Origin of the sequence: Acidovorax sp. LjRoot118 (genome assembly GCF_964253575.1) — a bacterium.
In the GTDB taxonomy this organism is placed as follows: domain Bacteria; phylum Pseudomonadota; class Gammaproteobacteria; order Burkholderiales; family Burkholderiaceae_C; genus Acidovorax.
Genome location: NZ_CAXURB020000001.1, coordinates 3,769,794 through 3,788,782 on the forward strand (window position 1 = coordinate 3,769,794; position 18,989 = coordinate 3,788,782).

Genomic DNA, 18,989 nt, shown 5'->3' on the forward strand with positions numbered 1-18,989 from the left:
AAAAGCCAGGACGCTACTCAGCCCGCCCCCGCACCTGCCCCCTGAACCCCCAGTTGTTCTCCAACCCCACATTCACCGCCTTCCCGCCGTCCTCGAACTTCAGCGTGACCACGGTGACCTCGCCATCCGCCACCGAGCGCGAGATGAGCTGAAAGGTCTGCGCATCGAGCCAGTGGCCCTTTATGGCGATGACGGCGTTGGGCCCCTGCGGCGCGGTGCGGTACTTGCCGTCCAGCCCCAGCGGGCCAGCCACCGGCTCGCGCGGCAGATCGGGGCGGCTGCTGTCGAAGGTGACTTCGTAGCGCGGGTTGGCGGGCGTGAGGTCGAGCAGCAGGCGCTGGATGCCCATGCCATTGCGCTCCAGCAGCCAGGCCTTGCGCGAGATGGTGGCGGCCAGTTCGGGCGTGGTGATGGGGGTGGCGCTGGGCTTTTCGACCCCGGCGTCGCGGATGCGGGCGGCCAGTTGGTCCTGCGCGGTGGCGTCGGCAGGCAGGGGCTCGCGCGAGCGCGCGGCTGCGGTGATGTGGTCGATGAACGCGGGCAGCGGGTAGTTGCGCCGGCCCGTGACGGCCACGACCACGTCGAGGTCGGGCAGCACCACGATGAGCTGGCGGTTGAAGCCGGCTGTGAAGTAGGCGCGCTTGGACGGGATGCTCCACCAGCCGTTGGCGTATTTGAAGGCAGGTGCAGCACTGCCAAAGCCCATGTCCACTACGGGATTGAAGACCTGCTCCACCCAGGCGGCGGGCAGCAGCTGGCGGCCGTTCCACTGGCCCCGACGCAGGTACAGGTAGCCGATGCGCGCCATGTCGCGCGGGTGCAGGTACAGGCCCCAGCCGCCGACCTCCAGGCCCTGCGGGTCCTTCTTCCAGCGCACGTCGGTGATGCCCAGGGGGCCGAACAGGCGCTTTTGCGCATAGGCCAGGGTGCTGCCGCCGGTCTTTTGCGCCACGATGGCCGAGAGCAGGTGGGTGTTGCCGCTGTTGTAGTTGAAGCCCGCGCCGGGCGCCTGGGCCATGGGGCGGTCGAGCACAAAGCCCTGCCAGTCGAGGGCGCGGCCCAGCTGCAGCATGGTCTCGGGCACGGCGTCGCTGAGCGGTTCGATCCAGTTCAGGCCCGAGGTCATGTCGAGCAAATGGCCCAGGGTCATGGCCTTCTTGGCTGCGTCGGCGTTGGCGACCTTGCGATCGGCAAAGAAGTCGAGCACGGGCGCGTCGCGCGATGCGATCAGCCCATCCTGGATGGCCATGCCGGTGAGCGTGGCGACCACGCCCTTGGTGGTGGAGTTGACGGCGTGCTTGAGCCCCTCGCGGTAGGGTGCGTAGAAGGCCTCGGCCACCAGGCTGCCGTGGCGGGTGACAAGCAGGCTGTCCATGCCCTGCGCGGCGCCGAAGTCGATGAGCTTGACCAGGGCGGCGGAATCCATGCCCTGGGCCTCGGGCGTGCTTTCGGCCCAGTCGTCGGCGGGCCAGAGGGTGGTGCCTGGGGTGGCGGTCGATGCAGCCGATGCGGCGGGCGCCGCTGCGTCCTGCGCGACTGCGGCGAAGGGAGCAGCTGCGGTGGCCAGCAGCGCGGCCGTGGCCTGCCTGCGGTTGATCGCTGCGGCGGCTGATTGAACCGTCGCCTTGTCGTGCCTGTGCATTGCCATTGCCAGTTCCCTCGGTGTTTGTTGTGCAGGAATCATATGCGTCTTGCGGTACGGGCTAGGCCCTCCTTTTGGGGGAGCGTGGCCGCTTCTCCACAGCGAGTGGGGGTGGTGGCACCAGGCCTTCGCAGGCTGCGCGCAGCCACACCAGCACGGTGTGGAAGACACACCCATCGTCCACGGCCGCGCGCGGCGCCATGAGCTGGTAGCAGCTGCCATCGGCCACAAAACCGCGCGGCGCGCACAGCACGCCGCTGGCCAGGTCGTCGGCCACCAGGGCCAGCGGGCCGATGGCCACGCCGGCACCGGCCACGGCGGCCTGCAGGCTTTGGTAGAAATGCTCGAAGCGGATGGCGCGCGTGGGCTGCAGGGGCGTGTGGGCCAGCGCGGCCCAGCTGTCCCACGCGCCCGGCCGCGTGGCGGTGTGCAGCAGCACGCCCTGCAGGGCAGCGCCTTGCGACCCGAGGTTGGCGGCCACATCGGGGCGGCACACAGGGCCGATGTGCTCGTGCACAAAGGGCTCGGCCACCACACCATCGGCCAGCGCAAAGTCGTTGCGGCGAATGGCCAGGTCGATGCCGTCGCGCTCGAAGTGCACCACGCCCCCGGCCGACACCAGGCGCAGCTCGCGCTGCTCGCCGATGGCGGCCTGCAGTTGCGCCAGCCGCGGTATGAGCCAGCGGATCAGCAAGGTGGGCTCGCACGACAGCACCAGCGGCCGGCCCGGCCCCGCCGTGCGGCGCGCACGGGCCAGGGCCGCGCGCAGGCGGTCCAGCGCGCCAGCCACATCCTCGGCCAGCACCTGGGCGGTGGGCGTAGGCACTACTGAGCGGCTGCTGCGCTGGAACAGGTCAAAGCCAAGCTCGCCCTCCAGCTCGCGCACGGCGCGGCTCACGGCGCCGTCGGTCAGGTGCAGCTCGCGCGCAGCACGCGACACGCTGCCGTGGCGCACCGTGGCCTCGAAGGCGCGCAGGGCGGACAGCGGGGGCAGGCGGGTGTCTGGAGACATGGTTCCAATGATTGAGTTTGGCTCAATCATGCATGAGATCAAATCGGTTTTCTCGTAGCGCTTCACCAGGCACAGTGTCGGCATTGCATTGATCGAACCTCAACAATCCCGATGACAGCAGCGACAACGACTCACCCCCTGCCCCTGGCCATCACCATGGGCGACCCGGCGGGCATAGGCCCCGAGATCATTGCCAAGTGGGCGATGGGGGCGCTGGCGGGCAACCGCCACGTGCAGCCCTTTATCGTGCTGGGCGACATGGGCGCGCTGCAGCGCGCGGCAGCCATGGTGGGCGCACCGCTGCAGTTGCGTGCCGTGGGCGATGACCTGCATGGCGTGCACGAGGCCCTGCAACAAGGGGCCCTGCCCGTGTTGCAGGCCTGCACACCGCTGCCAGCCGATTTGCCCATGGGCCGGGTGGACGCACGTGCCGGCGCCGCAGCGCACGCCTGCGTGCAGCGCGCCATCGACCTGGCGCTGGCAGGCCGGGTGGCCGGCATTGTGACCACGCCGCTGCACAAGGAGGCGCTGCGCGCCGCGGGTGTGCGGCACCCGGGCCACACCGAGATGCTGGCCGAGCGGGCAGGCACCACCGACTTCGCGATGATGCTGGCCAACGGCGAGCTGCGGGTGCTGCTGGTGTCCATCCACCTCTCGCTGCGCGATGCCATCGCCGCCGTCACGCCCGAGAACGAGCTGCGCGCCATCCGCCTGGCGCACCGTGCCTGCCGCGCCTATGGCATTGCGCAGCCGCGCGTGGCGGTGGCGGGGCTCAACCCGCATGCGGGCGAGGGCGGGCTGTTCGGCCATGAAGACCGCGAGGTCATCGCCCCGGCCATTGCGGCTGCGCGTGCCGAGGGCATGGACGCCACGGGCCCCTGGCCGGGGGACACGGTGTTCATGCGTGCGCGCCAGGGTGCGTTCGACATCGTGGTGGCGCAGTACCACGACCAGGGCCTGATCCCCGTGAAGTACCTGGGCGTGGACCAGGGCGTGAACATCACCGTGGGCCTGCCCTTCGTGCGCACCTCGGTGGACCACGGCACGGCCTTCGACATCGCGGGCACGGGCCGGGCCGATGCAGCCAGCCTGGGGCATGCGGTGCAGCAGGCGCAAGCCATGGCGGCGCATTCCGTCCCCACCACCGCCACGGCCCTGCCGGAGTTCATCTTCATGCTCACCCGGCACGACAAAACCATAGACGACGCGCTGGAGCAGTTGCCCGCAGTGCTGGCCGCCGGGGTGCGGCACATCGGCTTCAAGGACATCGGCCTGCCCTGGGCCGCGCTGCAGCGCCTGGCCGATGCCATCCGCGCGGGCGGCGCCGTGAGCTACCTGGAGGTGGTGAGCCAGGACGAGGCGAGTGAGCTCGCATCGGCCCGCGCCGCCATGGCGCTGGGGGTGGACGTGCTGATGGGCGGCACCCGGCCCGAGGCGGTGCTGCCGTTGCTGCGCAGCACCCCCATCCGCTACTACCCGTTTGCCGGCCAGGTGGTGGGCCACCCCAGCGTGCTGCAGGGCACGGTGGAAGACGTGGTGGCCAGCGCGCGCCGCATTGCCGCCCTGGAGGGCGTGCATGGGCTGGACCTGCTGGCCTACCGCTTTGCGGGCGATGCAGCCGACGTGCCCGCGCTCATAGCCGCCGTGTGCGCTGCGGTGGGCAAGCCGGTGGTGGTGGCCGGGTCCATCGACCGGGCCGAGCGTATCGCAGCCGTGGCGGCAGGCCGGGCGGCAGGCTTTACCGTGGGCACGGCAGCGCTCGACGGCACCTTTGAAGCCACAGGCTTGGGACCGCATGGGCTGGCAGGGCAGCTGCGCGCCATCCAGACCGGGCTGCACGATGCAGCGGTGCAGGCCTGAGGCAGGCCGCCCGGGCACACATGGCGAAATCAAGGCAGCTCGCGATACAATAAGAAAATACTATTTTAAAAATTGAATTTACTTCAATTTAAACAATAGTAATTTCTAAAAAATCTGCATTAGAAAGGCACGACCCCATGACCCTCAACTGGAAGACCGCCGCCGCCGGTGCCTTGCTCGCCTTGGGCGTCCTGCATATCGTGATGGGCTTGGTAAGGTTCAAACAGCCGTTCCTGGCGGCACTGTCCGACGGACTGCTGGACGCATTCAAGACCGACGACAGCCGTCGCCTCGCGTTGTGGTTCACCCTGCTCGGGCCGGTGCTCATGCTGTGTGGCCACCTCGCGCTGCGGGCCGCCGCCAGCGGGGATGTGCACACCCTGGGACTGATGGGCGTGTACCTGCTGGTTGCCGCGTTGGTGGGTATCGTGGCCTTCCCGGCATCGCCCCTGTGGGCGTTGCTCGTGGTCGCAGGGGTGTTGTTCGCGACGGGGCAACGCTGGCTTGCGTGATCGCCATGCCGTGGCGATTTCCCGCAGAAGGGGAGGCTGGGCTGTAGCGGTGCTTCGGTGGGTTTCAAGCAGCGCCGCGCCGCTCGACACCGGCCAACAGGCCACCCAAAGCGAGCTTGATGGCATCGAGTTCGCCCGCGCCGATCAACCCCGCCCACTGCCCCTCGATGCGGCTACCAGCCGCCATGGCCAGCGGCCGGATCTGCTGCCCCCGCGCGGTGAGGAACACCAGGCGCGAGCGCTTGTCGGTGGGGCTGGGCCGGCGCTCCACATAGCCGAGCTTTTCCAGCTCGTCCACCGTCTGCGCCATGGACTGCTTGCGCACGTGCGCGCGCAGCGTGAGTTCGCTCACCGGCATGCCCTCCGGCGGGACAAAGGTGAACACACTGGCATGCGCCGCGCGCACGTCGCCAAAGCCGGCCTCGGCCAGGGCCTCGTCCACCGCGCCCGCGAACTGCTGGTGCAGCAGGCGCAGCAGCACGCCCAGCGAGCCGGGGGTGGCGACGGTGGCAGTTGCGGAGGGTGTCGATGGGTTCATGGCAATATTTGACAGGTGCCTGTCTATTTCAATAAACTAGACAGGTACCTTACCACTTTTACAGAAATTCCCCATGCCCACGGTTTTCGTTCTCGATTCGCAGATGCACTACGAAGACACCGGCGCCCCTGCGGGGAGTGCTGGCCCGACCTGGGTCTTCCTGCACGGCAACCCCGCCTCGTCGCACCTGTGGCGCAAGGTGCTGCCACGAACGCAGGCGCTGGGCCGCTGCCTGGCGCCCGACCTGATCGGCATGGGGCAATCGGGCAAGCCGGAGATTGCGTACAGCTACGACGATCATGCGCGCTACCTCGCGGCGTGGTTCGACGCGCTGGACCTACAGGAAGTCGTGCTCGTGGGCATCGACTGGGGCGCGTCGCTCGCCTTCGACTGGGCGCGCAGGCATGCACACCGGGTGCGCGGCATCGCCTTCATGGAGACCATCGTGAAGCCCATGTCCTGGGCGGACTTCCCTGCAGCGGCGCGGCCGCGCTTCGAGGCGTTTCGCACGCCGGGCCTGGGGGAGCAGTTGGTCATGGAGCAGAACCAGTTTCTCGCCGGGTCGCTCACGGCCACGGTGCTCACCCCCCTCACTGCGGCCGACCGCGCGGTATACGAGGCGCCCTACGCCACGCCCGCGAGCCGGCGCCCGCTGCTGGCCTGGCCGCGTGCCATGCCGCTCGAAGGCGCGCCCGCCAACGTGGTGACGCGGGTGCAGGCCTACGGTGCGTGGCTGGCCAGCTCGGCCGATGTGCCAAAGCTGCTGCTCACCTTCACCGGGTCGCCCACGCTGATGATCGGCCCGGCCATGGAGGCCTGGTGCCGTGAGCACATCGCCAGCCTCACGGTGCAGGCCTGCGGCGACGCCGGCCACCTGGCGCCCGAAGACCAGCCCGGGCGCATTGCCGATGCGCTGATGGCCTGGGCGGGCACCGCCCTGCTGCCTACTGCTTCTGGATCCCCGCCTGCTGGATCACATCGCCCCAGCGCTTGATCTCGCGCGCAAAGAAGTCGGCCTGCGCCTGGGGCGTGCCGCCGCTGGCCTGCACACCGAGTTGCAGCAGCCGGGCCTTGACCTCGGGCGTGTTGAGCGCGGCATTGGTCTCCTTGTTCAGCCGCGCGATCACGTCGGGCGGCGTGCCGGCCGGGGCGGCAAAGGCGTTCCACGAGGCCACGTTGAACCCCGGAGCGCCGCTCTCGGCCACGGTGGGGATGTTGGGCAGCGCGGGCGAGCGCTTCTCGCCCATCACGGCCAGGGCATGGAGCGTGTTGCCCGAGATCTGCGCCAGCACCGGCGCCAGAATCTCCACGCCCGCATCCACCTGCTCGCCCAGCAGCGCGCTGACCACGGCCGAGGTGCTGTTGAACGGCACGATGGCCACGTCGATGCTCAGGCTGCGCTTGAACAGCTCGGCCGCCAGGTGCTGGGTGCTGCCGATGTTGATGGTGCCGATGTTGAGCTTGCCGGGGTTGGCCTTGGCATAGGCCAGCAGCGCAGCGATGTCCTTGAAGCGCGACTTGCCACCCGTGACCAGGGCGATGTCGAAGGTGCCCAGCATGGACACCGGGGTGAAGCTCTTGACCGGGTCGAACGGCAGGCTCTTGAACAGGCCCGCACTCACCGCGTTGCCGTTGGACATGAGCAGCAGCGTGCGGCCATCGGGCGCCGCCTTGGCCACGGCGTCGGCCGCAACGATGCCGCCCGCGCCGGGCTTGTTGTCCACCACGATGCTCTGGCCCGTGGCCTCGGTCATCTTCTGCGCCACGGTGCGCGCCGTGAGGTCGGCCACGCCACCGGGGCCGAAGGGCACGACCAGGCGGATGGGGCGCTTGTCGGCAGGTTGCGCGGCCACGCCCGTGCCTGCCATGGCCGCGGCCAGCAGCAGAAAGGCCCGGCGCTCAGGGATCAAAGGAAAAGTCATGCATTGCACTATGACAAAAACAGGATTGTCCTACCACCCGGCCCCTGCACTGGGAGCTATGCCCTGTCGGCATGGGCGCCCGGATTCCTCAGGCCGCCACGGGACACCTGCGCGGGCGATACCATTGGGGCTTCCGATCCCCGCATTCGCCCCTTTCCCCATGAAAAACGCCACCGAATTCGCCCCCGGCCTTGTTGTCCAGGGCATAGACGCCCCGCTGTCCCTGTCGAGCTACAAGCTGATTGCCTTCGACATGGACTCCACCCTGATCAACATCGAGTGCGTGGACGAGATCGCCGACGCCGCCGGCCGCAAGGCCGAGGTGGCCGCCATCACCGAGGCGGCCATGCAGGGCATCATCACCGACTACAAGGAAAGCCTGCGCCAGCGCGTGGCCCTGCTCAAGGGCGTGACCGTGGCGCACATGGAGCAGGTGTTCAGCGAGCGCCTGCGCTTCAACCCGGGCGCCAAGGAACTGGTCAGCGCGGCCAAGGCCGCAGGCCTGACCACCTTGCTGGTCTCGGGCGGCTTCACCTTCTTTGCCGACCGTGTGAAGGCGGGCCTGGGGATCGACTTCGCGCGCTCCAACATGCTCGAAGTGCAGGATGGCCTGCTCACTGGCCGCATGCTGGACCAGGCCTGGGGCGACATCTGCGACGGTGCCGAAAAGCGCCGCACGCTGCTCGAAGTGGCCTCGCTCATGGGCATCGACCCATCGCAGGCGATTGCCGTGGGCGACGGCGCCAACGACCTGCCCATGATGGGCGCGGCCGGCCTCTCGGTGGCCTACCATGCCAAGCCCGCCGTGCGCGCGCAGGCCAAGGTGGCCATCAACGAAGGTGGCCTCGACCGCCTCTTGGAAGTCTTGCGCTGATCGCCACTCAAAAAGCTCTTCTGGCGTCGTTGTTCCGTCTTGCTGTACTCACCGGAACGCCTAGCCAGAACCGCTGCGCTGAGCTTTGTGAGCGGCTCGACAGTGATCGAACCATCAACCAAAAGACATTGATGCAGCCCACCACCGGTATTCGCGCCCTGCCCTTTCGTGCCTGGCAATCGCTGCGCCGGGGCTGGCGCCAGCACCTGGGCACTTTGCTGCTGGCCGTGCTGGTGGTGGCGGGCGTGGATGCCTGGCGCACGCGCGACCTGCCGAGCGGGCCGGCGCCCGATGCTGCCATCACCCTGGCCGATGGCAGCGCCACCACGCTGGACCAATGGCGCGCACAGCACCCCGGCCGCGCCGTGGCCCTGCATTTCTGGGCCGACTGGTGCCCGGTGTGCAAGATCGAAGAGCCCTCCGTTGCGGCCCTCTCGGCCGACTGGCCGGTGCTGGGCATTGCCATGCAGTCCGGCCCCGCCGCGCGCGTGGCCCAGGTGCAGCGCCAGCGCGGCATGCCCTGGCCTACTGCGGTCGACCCGCAGGCAGAACTGTCACGCGCCTGGGGTGTGCGCGTGGTACCGGCGCTGGTGGTGGTGGATGCGCAGGGCCAGGTGCGCTTTGCCACGACGGGCTACACGCCCGGCTGGGGCATGCGCTGGCGGCTGTGGTGGGCGCAGGTGCTGCCGCGCTGGAGCGCCTTGGCGGGCTGAACGCTGCAGAACAGGCGCGCAGCGGTTCAGGTAGGACGCTGCTCGGCCACGCGTTTCATCGCCTCGTCCATGGCCACCGTCAGCGCCAGCGCCGACTCCTTGTTCGCCGTGGCATCGGGCGGCAGCACGATGGGCGGCCCGAAGGTGATGCGGATGCGCGGGCGGGTGAAGAAGTGGCTGGCGCGGATCTCGCCCGGCCCGTCGAAGTGCGCGGGCACGATCTGGCCCTTGGCGCGCAGCGCAATGGTGGCCGCGCCGCGCTTGGCCTCGGGGTTCTCGGCATTGCGCGTGCCCCCCGGGAAGATCAGCACCAACTGGCCCGCCTGCACCAGCGAGACCACCTGGCGGATGGTGGCGGTCGAGGGGCTGCCCCGGTCCACCGGGAAGCCGCCGCCCGAGCTGACGAACCAGGCACCCAGCTTTGTCTCGAATAGCTCCTTCTTGGCCATCTGGTGCAGCTTGCGCGGCAAGGCGGCATAGCCCACCCACAGCGGGTCCGACCAGCCCACGTGGTTGCACACCACGATCTTGCCACCCGGCCCGTCCAGGTGCTCAGCCCCCGTCACCGTGACCCGGGCCACCCGGGACATGAGAACCCGCAGGATGCGAACGAAGAGGTTGGGCTTTTGCAAGGCGGGGGATGCAGCAGCGGAATCCGAAGAAGGTGTGGCGGTGGTCATTGACAGGAGTGGCGGTCGGGAAGGCGCATGGGCGGCGGCTGGTTGGGGGCTGCCTGCCATGGGAATGATAAGCCCGTGTGACAGCCCAACCTGGGGGAATCCCTTAAGGACCCTCTGCATAAACCTCGCGGATCGGTGGTAGCGCGGATCGGGATGGGCCGCAAGGCATCTTCTTGCAGCCAATAGCAGGGCTATTGGCAAGAGAAGCAACGCAGCGGACCGCCCGAGGCCGCGCTGCCAACGGCCGCAGGGATTTGTGCAGAGGGTCCTTTCACTACCCGTGCCAACTGCAACGCGATGTGCATTGGCTACCCGCATGGAAGGGGCGGAACTCATGCCGAGAGCGACTGACCGAAGGTGTCTTGGCTGCGGCTCTGGCGCAGCAGGTACCCCCACCGGCGCGCCAGGGCATCAGGCTGCAGCGCCCAGCAGTTCCTCGGCACATGCAATGCTGCCATGCTCCAGCGCACCCGCACCCGCACCCGCACCTGCACCCCACGCCCGCAGCCGCGCCGCATAGCGCGCCGCCTCCCCCGCCAGTTCCGCTGCGCCCATCTTCCCCGCCCGGTACACCAGAAAGGGCTCGGCCCAGGGCAGGCCGCAGCGGTGGGCCGTGGCGTGCAGGGGGTGTAGCAGGTCGGCCAGCGGGAACAGGTTCTGGCCCGTGGGCGTGTACGCCTCGGGCACATTGCCTGCCGTGGCAGCCACCAGCAGGGGCGTGCCTTCCAGATGGCGCCCTTCGCTCGCGTAGGCCATGTAGTACATGCGGGTCAGCACCGCGTCCTGCCAGGCCTTGAGCAGGGGCGGGGTCGCATACCACTGCACGGGGAACTGCAGCACCACGCGGCGGGCGCTGAGCAGGCGGCGCACTTCGGCATCCACGTCGATGGCGCTGCCCTCGGGGTACAGGGCCGCCATGTCCACCACCTCCACACCAGGCAGTGCGGCGGCGGCATTGGCCAGCGCGCGGTTGGTGGCGGACTGGGCAAAGCGCGGGTGGAACAGCAGCACCAGGGTGTCGATGCTGCGGACGGGGGCAGTGGTGGTGGTGATGGTGGTATCGGTCATCAATGGCTCCTGTGGGTGGGTAGATGCCCCAAGGATGCGATCCGGACGACAATTAATCCAACGGATAATTCGTATATCAACTCATTGATTTCATGAATTTACGAGGCATAGACCTGAACCTGCTGGTGGTGCTGCAAGCCCTGCTGGACGAGGCCCATGTGACGCGCGCGGCCGAGCGGCTGGGCCTGTCGCAGCCGGCCATGTCGAACGCGCTGGAGCGCTGCCGCCACCTGTTCGGCGACCCGCTGCTCGAACGTGCCAAGGGCGGCATGCGCCTCACGCCCAAGGCCGAGGCCCTGCGCGAACCCCTGTCGCGCCTGCTGGCCGATGCCGCGCGCGTGATCGACCCGCACCCCCAGGTGGACCTGGCCACGCTGCGCCAGACGGTGCGCATCGTCATGGCCGACTACCCGGCCGTGATGGTGGTGGGCCCGCTGCACGCACGGCTGGCGGCGAGTGCGCCGGGCATCAACCTGGTGGTGGAGCCCTGGCACGGTGCGGCCGATGCGCTGGACGCCATGGCGCGCGGGCGGCTGGATTTGGCGGTGTCGGTCTTCCCGGCGGTGGAGGCGTCCTTCCACCGCGAGGAACTGCTGCACGAGCAGTACGCCGTGTGCATGCGCGCCGGGCACCCGGCGGCGAAGGACTTCAACCTGGAGCGCTGGCTGCAGTACCCGCACGTGCTGGTCTCGGGCCGGGGCGAGACGCGCGGCGCGCTGGACCAGGCGCTGCTGGCGCTGCAGCGCACGCGCCGCGTGGGCGTGGTGGTGCCGAGCTTTCTGCTGGTGCCACCGCTGCTGGCCAGCTCGGACCTGATCGCCATGGTGCCGCGACGCTGCCTGCGGCCGGTTGCCGGCGGCGTTGGTGTTGGTGGCGACAGCAGCAGCCCGTTTGGCGGCCTGGCGGTGTTCGAGCCGCCGATTGCGGTTGAGGGCTTTGCGCTGCACTTGGCCTGGCATGCGCGGCGGCAGCAGGATGCGGGGGTGCGGTTTGTGGCGAGGGTGGTGAGGGAGTTGTTGCGGGGGTGAGATATGACGGTTGATGTAAATCGTTGCGCGTGCTTCCGCTCCGCACGCAGGGCCGGTACGATGGGGCCCGCCACGACCGATCCTTTCATCGCCCCGCCGCATGGACACGCCGCACACGCCCCTCTACACAGTGGCCTACCTGGGCGTGGATGCATCGGCCCAGGCCTTCATCGACGGCGTTCGGCGCCAGCACGATCCGCAGGTGGACCTGGTGGCGCCGCATTTCACGCTGGTGTTCGGCTGCTCGGCCGTACCTGAAGCGGCCTACCTGGCGCATGTGGCGGCCATCTCAAGGCATGCGCAGCCCATCCGCTTCCATTGCCGCCACGCCATGCTGCACGCGGGCGGGCCCGATGCCGGCGCCTACGTGTTCCTGGTGCCCGACGAGGGCAACAGCGCCATCGCGCGGCTGCACGACAGGCTCTACACCGGCGTCCTGGCCCCGCACTTGCTGTTGGAGATTCCCTATATTCCACACATCACGATCGCGTCCACAAGCGACATCGCGGCGGCGAAGGCCCTGTGCGACGGGCTCAACCAAGCAGGCGTCGACATCGCTGGCCAGTTGCAGTCCCTGACCGTGGGCGCAGTGAGGGACGGCCGCTTGCAGGCCATTGCACAGCACCCGCTGGGCGGACTTTAAGGCGTTGAATTTTCCTCACGCAACCGCCGCCACAGCGTCGAGCGGCTGATGCCCAGGATGGCGCAGGCCTGGCCCTGGTCGCCCTGCACCGACTGCAGCACCTCGCGCACGCGCTGGCGCTCCGCAGCCACGCGTGCGCCCTTGAGCAGGCGTTCGCGCACGGGCACGGGGCGCTCCTGCGTGCATTCCGCAAACACTTCGAGCAACCGGGCGCGGTCCATCCGTCCACCCGGGGCCAGGTAGCCGTGGCAGGCGAGCAGGCGTTCCACCAGGTTCTCCAGCTCGCGCACGTTGCCGGGCCAGCCGTAGCCTGCAGCCAGCTCCAGCAGGGCGGCCAACCAGGCCGATGCCTGCGCTGCGGGCACGCCCGCTGCGGCGGCGCGGCGCGCCATCAGGCTGCTGGCCAGGGGGGCGATGTCGGCGCCGCGCCCGCGCAGGGGCGGCGTCTCGATGCGCAGCACCGCCAGGCGGTAGTACAGGTCACGCCGGAACAGGCCGCGCTCGACCTGCGCGGCCAGGTCGGCATGGGTGGCGGCGATCACGCGCAGGTCCACCGGCACGGCGGCGGTGGCGCCCAGGCGCAGCACCTCGCGCTCCTGCAGCACGCGCAGGAGCCGCGTCTGCAGCGCCAGCGGCATGTCGCCGATCTCGTCGAGGAACAAGGTGCCCGTGTGGGCCGCCTCGATCAGCCCGGTCTTGCCGCCGCGCCGAGCGCCGGTGAAGGAGCCTTCCTCGTAGCCGAACAGCTCGCTTTCGAGCAGGCTTTCACCCAGCGCGGCGCAGTTCACGGCCAGAAAGGGCTGGCTCGCGCGCCGGCTGGCGGTGTGGATGCCCTGGGCCACCAGTTCCTTGCCGGTGCCGCTTTCGCCGGTGATGAGCACCGTGGCATCGCTGGCCGCGCACTGCTGCGCCAGCTCGCGCACGCGCCGCGCCGCCGTGCTGGTGCCGGTAAAGGCCTCGATTCGGTAGCGCGCCGGCGCGCCGCGCTGGCGCTGGTTGGCGCGCAGGTGGCGGTCGGCGCGCTGGATGACGGCCGGGTCGCGGCACACCAAGAGCGCGCCGGTGATCTCGCCGTTTTCGACGATGGGCGCACGCCGCACGACCAGGGTGCGCATGCCGATCTGCAGCACCTCCTCGGCCGGGGCATCGCGCATCAGCAGCGTGGCGCCCAGGTCCAGCACGGGCTCCACCTCGCTCAGCACGCGGCCGACCAGTTGTGCGACGGAGGTGCCCAGCAGCTCGGCCATGGCAGGGTTCAAGGCCTCGATGCGCTGGCGCAGGTCCACGGCGACCACGCCGTCCTGCAGCTGGCCGAGGATGGTGCCCAGCCGTTCGTGGCGCGAGCGCTCCGCACGGCTGTGGCGTGCCAGGTGCACAGCGTCCTGCAGCGCCTGGCGCACGGCGTCGTCCGAGTACATCAGCACGCTGGCAATGCCGGCCTGCTCGGCCAGATCGGCCACCAGCCCGGGGGCGACCACGGCCTCCACCCCGGCCGCGCGCAGGGCCTCTATGCAGGCCGGCCCGTCCTCGGGGTTGCGGTAGCTGAACTGCGCGATGCCCATGCCGAACAGCGCATCGAGCTGTGCCAGGTGCTCCGACGGCCCATCGAACGACACCAGGCCGACCCTGGGCGACAGGGCGCGCGCCGCCGCCAGCGCGCGCATGAGGTCGGAGCCCCGCACTTCCACCATTGCCACCGGGATGTCCAGGTGCTGGCGCAGCCATTCGCCGCTGGCCCCTGCCGCCACCACTGCGTCGACGGGGCTTTGCGCATGCAGGGCCCGCACGGCCACCACGGCGTCGTCGAAGGCATGCGCCACCAGTTCGATCTGCGCCTGCGCAGCCACCTCCGGCACCAGCCGCGCCAGCACCCGGCCCAGCCGGTGGCGGGCCACGGCGACGATGCGCAGCGGGCGGACTGCTGCGGGCCCATGGGGCAAGCTGACGGGGCGGGAAAGATTCATTTCAATCAATTTCACTGATCCATTATTGAAACACAAATGAAATCCACAGCAATGCCAAGGCACCCTGCACAGGAGAAAAATCCTTTCAAATCAATGACTTGAATTGCAACAAGGCAGCATCGGCCCGTTGGCACAGCGATTGCACAGACCCTGTTGCCATCGTTGCACCCCGTACCGCCATAAAACCAGGAGACACACTTGATGCACTTTCCCCGCCTTTCCTCCATGGCCTGCACGGCCGCCGCTGCGGCCACCGCAGTCGCCTGCATGCTCCCCCTGGCCGCAAAGGCCCAGGCCTGGCCTGCCAAGACCATCCGCTTTGTGGTTCCGTTCTCGTCCGGTGGTGCCAACGACCTGCTGGCACGCGCGGCGGCAGAGGGCGCAGCCAAGGTGCTGGAGCAGTCCGTCATCATCGAAAACCGCCCCGGCGCGGGCGGCTCGCTCGGCGCCGAGCTGGTGGCCAGGAGCGCGCCCGATGGCTACACCTTCTTGATCAGCGCGGCCGGCGTCATCTCCAACAGCATGATCAAGAAGTCCCTGCCCTTCAAGGACGAGGACCTGGTGCCCGTGGTCATGATCGGGCTGGCGCCTTCGGTGGTGGTGGTGCCCAAGTCGGCACCGTACGACAACCTGCGCGACTTCGTCGAGGCGTCGAAGAAGGGCGCGGGCTTCAACTTCGCCACCGCCGGCACCGGCAGCACGCCCCACTTCGTGGCCGAGATGCTCAACGTGAAGTACGGCGCCAGGCTGCAGCCCATACCCTACAAGAGCGGCTCGGAGAGCACCACGGCCGTGCTGGGCGGGCAGGTGGAAGGCACCTCCGAGGCCAGCATCATCGCGCTGCCGCACATCCGCGGCGACGGCAAGTTCAAGGCGCTGGCCACCACCTGGACGCAGCGCATCTCGGCCTACCCGCAGCTGTCCACCGCCGTCGAGCAGGGCTTTCCCGAGCTGCAGATCGCCCACTGGGCCGGCCTGCATGCGCCGCGCGGCACGCCCGCCGACATCCTGGACAAGCTCGCCGCCGCCGTGGACAAGGCCATGCGCGAGCCCGCCACCGTGGCCAAGCTCAAGGGCATGGGCATCGAGCCCATCGGCGGCACGCGGGTGGAGTTCGTGAAGTTCGTCGACGCCGAGCGCAAGCGCCTGGGCGAGATCGTCAAGGCGGCGCAGATGCAGGAAAAGTGAGCGCGCAGCCTCCACACCTACCACCGATCCACTGCCCGTCTGCTTTTCCGTTATTTCCAGGCCACCCATGAATACCAAACAACAACTGCGCGCCCTGGTGCAGGCACGCCGCGGCGCCATCGTGCCGGGCGCCTTCAACGCCCTCTCGGCCCGGGTCATCGAGGACCTGGGTTTCGAGGCCATCTACATCACAGGCGCCGGCGTCACCAACATGTGGTTCGGCCTGCCGGACCAGGGCTTCGTGGGCCTGGCCGAGATGGCCGACCACACGGCGCGCATCCGCGACGCCGTGGGCCTGCCGCTGATCGTCGATGCCGACACCGGCTTTGGCAACGCGCTCAACGTGCGCCACACCGTGCGCACGCTGGAGCGCGCGGGCGCCGACTGCATCCAGTTCGAGGACCAGGTCGCGCCCAAGCGCTGCGGCCACTTCGCGGGCAAGGACGTGATCTCCACCGAAGAGGCCGTCAACAAGATCAAGGCAGCTGCCGATGCGCGGCAGGACGCCGACCTGCTGATCCTGGCGCGCACCGACGCCTGTGCGGTGCACGGCTTCGAGGCGGCGGTGGAGCGCGCGCAGCGCTTTGCCGAGGCAGGCGCCGACATCCTGTTCGTCGAAGCGGTGACCACCGCCGATGAAATCCGTGCGCTGCCGCAGCGCCTGGACCGCCCGCAGCTCATGAACATGGTGGTGGGCGGCAAGACGCCCATCTTCGGCGCTGAGGAGCTGGGCGGCATGGGCTATGGCCTCGTGCTCTATGCCAACGCAGCCCTGCAAGGCGCCGTGGCGGGCATGCAAAAGGCCCTCGGGGTGCTGCGCGACGACCGGCGCCTCGAAGAAGACCCCGCGCTGGTCGCCCCGTTCGCCGAGCGCCAGCGCCTGGTCGGCAAGCCGGCCTGGGACGCGCTGGAACGCCGCTATACCTGAGAGGCTGAAAATCTTTCGTCCATGCCCGCCTTGCACGCCAAAACACCCCGGCTCTTCGTTGCAAATGCTCGCCATAGCCCGAGCTATGGCTGTGCTTTGCGCCTAGATCCGAGGCGTTTTGGCGCGCACTTCGGACACGGCCAAAAAATTCCCAGCCTCTGAGCATCCCGGGCCCGGATGGCGCCTGGTTGAGACAGATCAAAGAGACCACCGGCACCATGGTCAAAATAAAGATTCATTTCAAATACCACTTAAAATAAACATATTGAATGAATCTTTAAAGGACCGCCATGAACGCCCGTGACCCTGCCTCCTTTGCCCACGCCCCTGCTGGCGCGCCCTTTGACCTGCATGCGCAGCAGCCAATCGGTCAGATAGCCGTGCAGCTGCCGGGCGCCACGGCGGTGTTCCGGCGCCTGAAGCTCGATTTCTGCTGCGGCGGCCAGGTGAGCCTGGCGCAGGCGGCGGCCGACAGGGGGCTGGATGCCGAGGCGGTGCTGGCTGAACTGGCGCAGCTGCAGCGCGGCGATGTCCTGCCCCAGGCGGGCGCCAGTGCGAATGCGCTCATCGACCTGATCATCGCGCGCTACCACGAGGTGCACCGCGCACAGCTGCCCGAGCTGGTGCGCATGGCGCGGCGCGTGGAGGCCGTGCACCGCAGCCACCCGGCCGTGCCCACGGGCCTGGCCGATGCGCTAGAGGCCATGCACGTGGAACTGCTGGAGCACATGGGCAAAGAGGAAGCCGTGCTGTTCCCGCTGCTGCGCGCGGGCGGCAACCCGTTCGTGAGCACGCCCATCGGCGTGATGCGCGCCGAGCACACGGACCACGGTGCCGCGCTGGAGCGCCTGAACGCGCTGACCAATGACACATCCCCGCCCGAGGATGCCTGCACCACCTGGCGCGCGCTGTACGCCGGCATCGCGCAGCTGGCCGACGACCTGATCGCCCACATCCACCTGGAGAACAACGTGCTGTTCCCGCCGTTCGAGGCCCAGGCCGGCGCCGCCCATGGCCTGGAGGCGGGCGCGTCGGACTGCGCCAGCCCGCGCTGCGGCTGCCATTGAACGGGGGTACCGCCATGACCGAGCCAGGCTTTCTGGAACCCGATGCCGAGAGCATGACCGTGCTGGTACACAGCTTCTATGCCGACGTGCGCGCCCACCCCTTGCTGGGCCCCGTGTTCGAGGCCGCGCTGCACGGCCGCTGGGACGCGCACCTGGCGCGGCTGGTGGACTTCTGGTGCACGGTGGCGCTGGGCGCGCGCAGCTTCAAGGGTGATGTGTTCGGCAAGCACATGGAGCTGACCGGCATCACGCCCGCGCATTTCGCGGCCTGGGTGGGGCTGTGGCAAGAGCACACGGGCCGCCTGTTCGCGCCCGCGTTCGCGCAGGAGTTGCAGGTGGCTGCGCATGGCATTGCGCGCAATCTGTTCCGGGGGTATTTCGGAGCGGCGCCGGCGTTTGTGGACGCGCACGACAGGGATGCGGCGCCACACCCGTGACGGCTGTGGCGGTGGCCTACTCTTCTTGAGGCTGCACTGTCTGCAGGCCACGCTTGACCGCAGCCAGGGTCTTCTCTGGCACCAGCGCATCCGGCGAACCCAGCTGGGCGGCCAGCAGCTCCCTGCGCAGCGCCAGCTCGGCCAGGGCCGAGGTCGCGCGGGCCACCGACGCCTTCATGGCGGCTTCGGCCTCGTCGCTCTGGCCAAAGACCGCCTCCATGTGCGCCAGCAGCGCCGGCCTGTCGCTGTCTTTGGCGGCCTTCAGGTCGGTCACGGCCTGGGCGCCTTCGCGGTCCAGCGTGTCTGCGTGCAGCGCCTTGCGGCGGGCGTCGAGCAGGCTTTTCACGAGGCTCTGCGCCGCCCTCAGGTACGCCAGCGATGCGACCGCCAACTGGGGCCTGGCCGAGGTGTCGATGCGCTGGACTGCGGCGATGGCGCCATCCAGGGCCAGGGCGGCATCGTCCGCCTTGTTGAACAGCCCCGGCTCGGCCACCCCTTGAAAGTCTGCCAGCAGCTCGGCCCCGGCGCCGGCACGGCTGCTGGCGCCCTGGACCAGCGCGCTGACCGCTTCGACCGGCTTTTCGGACGCCAACGCCCCGCCCCAGGCGCCAGCCAGCGCCCATGCCATCGTCAGCGCCACCACGTTCTTACCCATGACCTCTCCCTTGTTGGAGAGGCGATCGTAGCGGACGCAAGCGCCTGCGGCAGGCGTGGCTTACTTTTCCTTGGGCGTGAAGAACAGCGCCACGCCGATGGCGATCAGCGCCAGCGGCCACCAGGTCACCAGCAATTCCTTGAGGCTGATGCTGATGAGCCCCAGGTTGGTGAGCAGAAAGAACACCCCCAGCACGACCAGAACGATGGCAGCGACGTTGCCCTTCATGTGCACTTCCTCCAAGATGGTTGCGGGCCG

The 18,989-nt window shown here is 68.9% G+C and carries 20 protein-coding genes; 11 read left to right on the forward strand and 9 right to left on the reverse strand.

All coding sequences use genetic code 11. From position 1 onward, the window contains the following. Positions 1-13 precede the first annotated feature (13 nt). Both ACSQ9E_RS17835 and ACSQ9E_RS17840 read right to left on the reverse strand, forming a co-directional pair. Positions 14-1,648: a serine hydrolase domain-containing protein gene (locus tag ACSQ9E_RS17835; RefSeq protein WP_436218693.1), complete on the reverse strand. Its 1,635-nt coding sequence runs from the start codon at positions 1,646-1,648 to the stop codon at positions 14-16. A gap of 55 nt (positions 1,649-1,703) precedes the next feature. Further along, positions 1,704-2,654 carry a LysR family transcriptional regulator gene (locus tag ACSQ9E_RS17840; RefSeq protein ID WP_436218694.1) on the reverse strand — a complete coding sequence of 317 codons (951 nt, stop codon included), beginning with the start codon at positions 2,652-2,654 and terminating at the stop codon, positions 1,704-1,706. Between the two features lie 111 nt (positions 2,655-2,765). Here ACSQ9E_RS17840 and pdxA point away from each other — a divergent pair, with 111 nt between their 5' ends. Further along, entirely contained in the window at positions 2,766-4,514 is a 1,749-nt protein-coding gene (pdxA, locus tag ACSQ9E_RS17845; RefSeq protein ID WP_436218695.1) for a 4-hydroxythreonine-4-phosphate dehydrogenase PdxA, read from the forward strand. A 137-nt stretch (positions 4,515-4,651) separates the two neighbouring features. Then, on the forward strand, positions 4,652-5,026 hold the full coding sequence (locus ACSQ9E_RS17850) for a DUF6463 family protein (protein ID WP_057204180.1): 375 nt from the start codon (positions 4,652-4,654) through the stop codon (positions 5,024-5,026). Positions 5,027-5,090: 64 nt separating this feature from the next. Here ACSQ9E_RS17850 and ACSQ9E_RS17855 read toward each other — a convergent pair whose 3' ends face one another. After that, positions 5,091-5,564: a MarR family winged helix-turn-helix transcriptional regulator gene (locus ACSQ9E_RS17855; protein WP_436218696.1), complete on the reverse strand. Its 474-nt coding sequence runs from the start codon at positions 5,562-5,564 to the stop codon at positions 5,091-5,093. A 73-nt stretch (positions 5,565-5,637) separates the two neighbouring features. On the opposite strand from ACSQ9E_RS17855, the gene ACSQ9E_RS17860 reads away from it, so the two are divergent. Beyond that, positions 5,638-6,558 (forward strand): haloalkane dehalogenase, encoded by a 921-nt coding sequence (locus tag ACSQ9E_RS17860; RefSeq protein WP_436218697.1) that lies wholly within the window; start codon positions 5,638-5,640, stop codon positions 6,556-6,558. On the opposite strand, the gene ACSQ9E_RS17865 is transcribed toward ACSQ9E_RS17860, so the two are convergent. Continuing rightward, on the reverse strand, positions 6,509-7,486 hold the full coding sequence (locus ACSQ9E_RS17865) for a Bug family tripartite tricarboxylate transporter substrate binding protein (RefSeq protein WP_436218698.1): 978 nt from the start codon (positions 7,484-7,486) through the stop codon (positions 6,509-6,511). The genes ACSQ9E_RS17860 and ACSQ9E_RS17865 overlap by 50 nt on opposite strands. Positions 7,487-7,646: 160 nt before the next feature. Here ACSQ9E_RS17865 and serB point away from each other — a divergent pair, with 160 nt between their 5' ends. Together serB and ACSQ9E_RS17875 are read left to right on the forward strand one after the other, a co-directional pair. Continuing rightward, on the forward strand, positions 7,647-8,360 hold the full coding sequence (serB, locus tag ACSQ9E_RS17870; RefSeq protein ID WP_057204176.1) for a phosphoserine phosphatase SerB: 714 nt from the start codon (positions 7,647-7,649) through the stop codon (positions 8,358-8,360). Between the two features lie 131 nt (positions 8,361-8,491). Continuing rightward, complete coding sequence (locus ACSQ9E_RS17875; protein ID WP_200961157.1) at positions 8,492-9,073, forward strand: redoxin domain-containing protein; 582 nt, start codon at positions 8,492-8,494, stop codon at positions 9,071-9,073. 26 nt (positions 9,074-9,099) lie between these two features. Here ACSQ9E_RS17875 and ACSQ9E_RS17880 read toward each other — a convergent pair whose 3' ends face one another. Beyond that, complete coding sequence (locus ACSQ9E_RS17880; protein ID WP_057204175.1) at positions 9,100-9,753, reverse strand: lysophospholipid acyltransferase family protein; 654 nt, start codon at positions 9,751-9,753, stop codon at positions 9,100-9,102. Between the two features lie 411 nt (positions 9,754-10,164). Continuing rightward, a complete protein-coding gene (locus ACSQ9E_RS17885) occupies positions 10,165-10,821 on the reverse strand; it encodes an NAD(P)H-dependent oxidoreductase (RefSeq protein WP_436218699.1) in 657 nt (218 codons plus the stop codon). A gap of 92 nt (positions 10,822-10,913) precedes the next feature. On the opposite strand from ACSQ9E_RS17885, the gene ACSQ9E_RS17890 reads away from it, so the two are divergent. Continuing rightward, on the forward strand, positions 10,914-11,849 hold the full coding sequence (locus ACSQ9E_RS17890) for a LysR substrate-binding domain-containing protein (RefSeq protein ID WP_436218700.1): 936 nt from the start codon (positions 10,914-10,916) through the stop codon (positions 11,847-11,849). A 100-nt stretch (positions 11,850-11,949) separates the two neighbouring features. Next, positions 11,950-12,492, forward strand: coding sequence for a 2'-5' RNA ligase family protein (locus ACSQ9E_RS17895; protein WP_428001616.1), 543 nt, complete (start codon positions 11,950-11,952; stop codon positions 12,490-12,492). On the opposite strand, the gene prpR is transcribed toward ACSQ9E_RS17895, so the two are convergent. After that, on the reverse strand, positions 12,489-14,456 hold the full coding sequence (prpR, locus tag ACSQ9E_RS17900; RefSeq protein WP_436218701.1) for a propionate catabolism operon regulatory protein PrpR: 1,968 nt from the start codon (positions 14,454-14,456) through the stop codon (positions 12,489-12,491). The genes ACSQ9E_RS17895 and prpR overlap by 4 nt on opposite strands. Positions 14,457-14,681: 225 nt before the next feature. On the opposite strand from prpR, the gene ACSQ9E_RS17905 reads away from it, so the two are divergent. The 4 genes from ACSQ9E_RS17905 to ACSQ9E_RS17920 all read left to right on the forward strand — a co-directional run bounded on the left by ACSQ9E_RS17905 (position 14,682) and on the right by ACSQ9E_RS17920 (position 18,076). Then, positions 14,682-15,644 carry a Bug family tripartite tricarboxylate transporter substrate binding protein gene (locus ACSQ9E_RS17905; protein WP_436220233.1) on the forward strand — a complete coding sequence of 321 codons (963 nt, stop codon included), beginning with the start codon at positions 14,682-14,684 and terminating at the stop codon, positions 15,642-15,644. Positions 15,645-15,711: 67 nt separating this feature from the next. Further along, positions 15,712-16,572, forward strand: coding sequence for an isocitrate lyase/PEP mutase family protein (locus ACSQ9E_RS17910; protein ID WP_436177488.1), 861 nt, complete (start codon positions 15,712-15,714; stop codon positions 16,570-16,572). A 290-nt stretch (positions 16,573-16,862) separates the two neighbouring features. Beyond that, on the forward strand, positions 16,863-17,639 hold the full coding sequence (gene ytfE / locus ACSQ9E_RS17915) for an iron-sulfur cluster repair protein YtfE (RefSeq protein WP_436218702.1): 777 nt from the start codon (positions 16,863-16,865) through the stop codon (positions 17,637-17,639). Between the two features lie 14 nt (positions 17,640-17,653). After that, complete coding sequence (locus ACSQ9E_RS17920; RefSeq protein WP_436218703.1) at positions 17,654-18,076, forward strand: group III truncated hemoglobin; 423 nt, start codon at positions 17,654-17,656, stop codon at positions 18,074-18,076. Between the two features lie 16 nt (positions 18,077-18,092). Here ACSQ9E_RS17920 and ACSQ9E_RS17925 read toward each other — a convergent pair whose 3' ends face one another. Together ACSQ9E_RS17925 and ACSQ9E_RS17930 are read right to left on the reverse strand one after the other, a co-directional pair. Then, the gene (locus ACSQ9E_RS17925; RefSeq protein WP_436218704.1) at positions 18,093-18,731 is read right to left on the reverse strand and encodes a hypothetical protein; all 639 of its coding nucleotides are present in this window, start codon (positions 18,729-18,731) and stop codon (positions 18,093-18,095) included. 60 nt (positions 18,732-18,791) lie between these two features. Next, complete coding sequence (locus ACSQ9E_RS17930; RefSeq protein ID WP_007861565.1) at positions 18,792-18,959, reverse strand: LiaI-LiaF-like domain-containing protein; 168 nt, start codon at positions 18,957-18,959, stop codon at positions 18,792-18,794. Positions 18,960-18,989: the final 30 nt, after the last annotated feature.

Excerpts from the sequence above, each read along its gene's own strand:
- prpR (WP_436218701.1), bottom strand. The coding sequence starts at position 14,456 with ATGAATCTTTCCCGCCCCGTCAGCTTGCCCCATGGGCCCGCAGCAGTC.
- ACSQ9E_RS17855 (WP_436218696.1), bottom strand. The coding sequence starts at position 5,564 with ATGAACCCATCGACACCCTCCGCAACTGCCACCGTCGCCACCCCCGGC.
- ACSQ9E_RS17850 (WP_057204180.1), top strand. The coding sequence starts at position 4,652 with ATGACCCTCAACTGGAAGACCGCCGCCGCCGGTGCCTTGCTCGCCTTG.
- serB (WP_057204176.1), top strand. The coding sequence starts at position 7,647 with ATGAAAAACGCCACCGAATTCGCCCCCGGCCTTGTTGTCCAGGGCATA.
- ACSQ9E_RS17890 (WP_436218700.1), top strand. The coding sequence starts at position 10,914 with ATGAATTTACGAGGCATAGACCTGAACCTGCTGGTGGTGCTGCAAGCC.
- ACSQ9E_RS17840 (WP_436218694.1), bottom strand. The coding sequence starts at position 2,654 with ATGTCTCCAGACACCCGCCTGCCCCCGCTGTCCGCCCTGCGCGCCTTC.
- ACSQ9E_RS17905 (WP_436220233.1), top strand. The coding sequence starts at position 14,682 with ATGGCCTGCACGGCCGCCGCTGCGGCCACCGCAGTCGCCTGCATGCTC.
- ACSQ9E_RS17930 (WP_007861565.1), bottom strand. The coding sequence starts at position 18,959 with ATGAAGGGCAACGTCGCTGCCATCGTTCTGGTCGTGCTGGGGGTGTTC.
- ACSQ9E_RS17895 (WP_428001616.1), top strand. The coding sequence starts at position 11,950 with ATGGACACGCCGCACACGCCCCTCTACACAGTGGCCTACCTGGGCGTG.
- ACSQ9E_RS17860 (WP_436218697.1), top strand. The coding sequence starts at position 5,638 with ATGCCCACGGTTTTCGTTCTCGATTCGCAGATGCACTACGAAGACACC.
- ACSQ9E_RS17880 (WP_057204175.1), bottom strand. The coding sequence starts at position 9,753 with ATGACCACCGCCACACCTTCTTCGGATTCCGCTGCTGCATCCCCCGCC.
- ACSQ9E_RS17910 (WP_436177488.1), top strand. The coding sequence starts at position 15,712 with ATGAATACCAAACAACAACTGCGCGCCCTGGTGCAGGCACGCCGCGGC.
- ACSQ9E_RS17925 (WP_436218704.1), bottom strand. The coding sequence starts at position 18,731 with ATGGGTAAGAACGTGGTGGCGCTGACGATGGCATGGGCGCTGGCTGGC.
- pdxA (WP_436218695.1), top strand. The coding sequence starts at position 2,766 with ATGACAGCAGCGACAACGACTCACCCCCTGCCCCTGGCCATCACCATG.
- ACSQ9E_RS17875 (WP_200961157.1), top strand. The coding sequence starts at position 8,492 with ATGCAGCCCACCACCGGTATTCGCGCCCTGCCCTTTCGTGCCTGGCAA.
- ACSQ9E_RS17865 (WP_436218698.1), bottom strand. The coding sequence starts at position 7,486 with ATGACTTTTCCTTTGATCCCTGAGCGCCGGGCCTTTCTGCTGCTGGCC.
- ytfE (WP_436218702.1), top strand. The coding sequence starts at position 16,863 with ATGAACGCCCGTGACCCTGCCTCCTTTGCCCACGCCCCTGCTGGCGCG.
- ACSQ9E_RS17920 (WP_436218703.1), top strand. The coding sequence starts at position 17,654 with ATGACCGAGCCAGGCTTTCTGGAACCCGATGCCGAGAGCATGACCGTG.
- ACSQ9E_RS17835 (WP_436218693.1), bottom strand. The coding sequence starts at position 1,648 with ATGGCAATGCACAGGCACGACAAGGCGACGGTTCAATCAGCCGCCGCA.
- ACSQ9E_RS17885 (WP_436218699.1), bottom strand. The coding sequence starts at position 10,821 with ATGACCGATACCACCATCACCACCACCACTGCCCCCGTCCGCAGCATC.